This window comes from Methylobacterium sp. E-065, assembly GCF_022829605.1.
Classification (GTDB): domain Bacteria; phylum Pseudomonadota; class Alphaproteobacteria; order Rhizobiales; family Beijerinckiaceae; genus Methylobacterium.
The window spans coordinates 1-1,962 of the sequence record NZ_JAKSYD010000233.1; the positions used below are offsets into that span (position 1 = coordinate 1).

The 1,962-nt window shown below is 66.1% G+C and carries 3 protein-coding genes; all 3 read left to right on the top strand.

Annotated features, from left to right (window positions below; genetic code table 11):
* The first annotated feature begins 731 nt into the window (after nucleotides 1–731).
* Nucleotides 732–1,094, top strand: coding sequence for a hypothetical protein (locus MKK84_RS27310; RefSeq protein WP_409566550.1), 363 nt, complete (start codon nucleotides 732–734; stop codon nucleotides 1,092–1,094).
* Between the two features lie 108 nt (nucleotides 1,095–1,202).
* Entirely contained in the window at nucleotides 1,203–1,352 is a 150-nt protein-coding gene (locus tag MKK84_RS27315; protein ID WP_243925108.1) for a hypothetical protein, read from the top strand.
* A 142-nt stretch (nucleotides 1,353–1,494) separates the two neighbouring features.
* Nucleotides 1,495–1,719 (top strand): hypothetical protein, encoded by a 225-nt coding sequence (locus MKK84_RS27320; RefSeq protein WP_243925110.1) that lies wholly within the window; start codon nucleotides 1,495–1,497, stop codon nucleotides 1,717–1,719.
* Nucleotides 1,720–1,962: the final 243 nt, after the last annotated feature.

Genomic DNA, 1,962 nt, shown 5'->3' on the forward strand with positions numbered 1-1,962 from the left:
GCGTCGAAGGCGTAGCCGGCGTTGATACCGAAGTAGGCGCCCGACCAGGTGAACACCGGCACGGGGGTGAACACGGGCGGCGGGGCGGCGCGACGCGGCAGGTCGGCGGCCGAGGCGGCGCCGGTCAGGAGAGCCGTGGCGGCGCTGGCGAGAAGAAACTTCTTGATCATCTGGTCCTCTGTCTCCCGTTGGACGGGATGTGTGCGGGGCGACAAGAACGTCAGGACGCGTTCGGGCGATAGTGCAGGGATGCAACAGCCCCGGCGCAGGCCCGGAAACGCGCCGCCGAAAGGTGCGCTGGAGCACATCATGGCGTAGGCTGGATTGAACGAGGCGGAGATATTGAGGGATCTCTGTCGCCGTCGGGACGCTTTATACCCTGTTAGTATCTTGGATCGGTGGATCTTCTGCCCATACGGTTTCAATGTCCGGTCCCTAGGCCTGTGCGCCCATCGAATCCTATTAAAAGTTGTGCTTTGCGATGTTGATGACACGCCTTTCGCGAAAGTCCTGAGGTGTCGTCAGAGATCGAAGCCGGGCACCAACCCGGACCTGTCCGGCATCGCTGAGGCGCATTTCCGCCCGGAAACGGGACTGGCGTTGGCCATCGGCTCGCTGGAGATCGCTGCCTCGCTGGAGGAGGTCGTGTCCATTCTTCGGCGGACCGCGCGGGAGATCGTCGGCTCCGACGGGATCGCGGTGGTCCTGCGCCAGGCGACACCGTCTTCTATGTGGCGGAGGACGCGATCGAGCCGCTTTGGCGCGGGCGCCGGTTTCCGCTGACCCACTGCATCTCGGGCTGGTCCATCCTGAACGGTCAGACCGTGATCGTGCCGGACATCGAGTTCGATCCACGCGTTCCGGTGGCGGTCTATCGCACCACCTCGATGCGCAGCCTCGTCATCGTCCCGATCGGCGTTCCCGAGCCGGTGGCCGCGCTGGGTGCCTACTGGTGCGCGTCCGTCATCCCGGACTACGCGACCGTCTACCGGCTGGAGGCCCTGGCTCATCGGGCCGCGGCCGCCCTTGAGCGGGTACGGCTTCTGTCCGAGGCGATCGGGGCCTGGCCCTGGGCTAAACCCTCCGGTTCCTGACGACCAAGGCCGCCGCCAGGCGTGTCGACCGCCCCCGGCCGTATGGATCGTTCGGCCGTCCCGGTTGTTCCTCGCTTCCACGACCCCGTAGGAAGTTCCACGTCCTCCATGAAGCGCTTCGTCCTCGTCGGCACTTTCTCTGCTTTGCTGATCGCCATCGTCCTCATCGCGGCCACGTGGTCGAAGGTCACGCCCATCAACCCGGCCGTGGCGCCCGACACCTCATCCACGCCCAATCCGACCGGTCAGCGGAAATGAGGCTCGGCGTCGGCGGGCGTGAAGCCTGACCGGCGGCGTAATCCGGTCCGCGGCCGGACGCACTGTTGGCCTTCCGGGAACATGCGTTGCGCTGAGGCCTTGAACCGTCACCGGTTGCTCGGTGGGTCGTCAGGAGGGGCGCATGGGACAGGATGTCGACGCGGCACGCGAAGCCTTCGGGTCTGTGCCCCCGGCGCGGCCCGCGCGACCCGCGGGAGAGACCGATCCGACGGCGGGCGGCAGCGGACCCCACGCCCCGGGCGCCGCCGTTCCGGACGCCCAGGCGGTGCCCGAGACCGGCGGCTACGACACCCGGCCGCCCCTGCCCATGCCGGACAACCGCAAGGGCGGCCACGGCGCCGGCTGAGCCATCCCGGCGCGTCCGCCGCAACGATGTCCCGGAACAATCCGGCTGGAATGCAAGTAGAACATTTGTAGGAATCTGCAAGTTTCAGCCGATCTATCAAATAATCTCGCTAAATCATCCGATTTCGGAACGTCGTGCTCCACTGAAGGATTGATGGTTCCGAAACCACAACGGAGTCCATCATGCGTATCCCTCTCGCCCTTGTCCTCGCGACCGTGCTCGGATCGAGTGCCGTCGCTCAGA

Coding starts and splice junctions, on each gene's coding strand:
- MKK84_RS27320 (WP_243925110.1), top strand. CDS start 1,495: ATGGGACAGGATGTCGACGCGGCACGCGAAGCCTTCGGGTCTGTGCCC.
- MKK84_RS27315 (WP_243925108.1), top strand. CDS start 1,203: ATGAAGCGCTTCGTCCTCGTCGGCACTTTCTCTGCTTTGCTGATCGCC.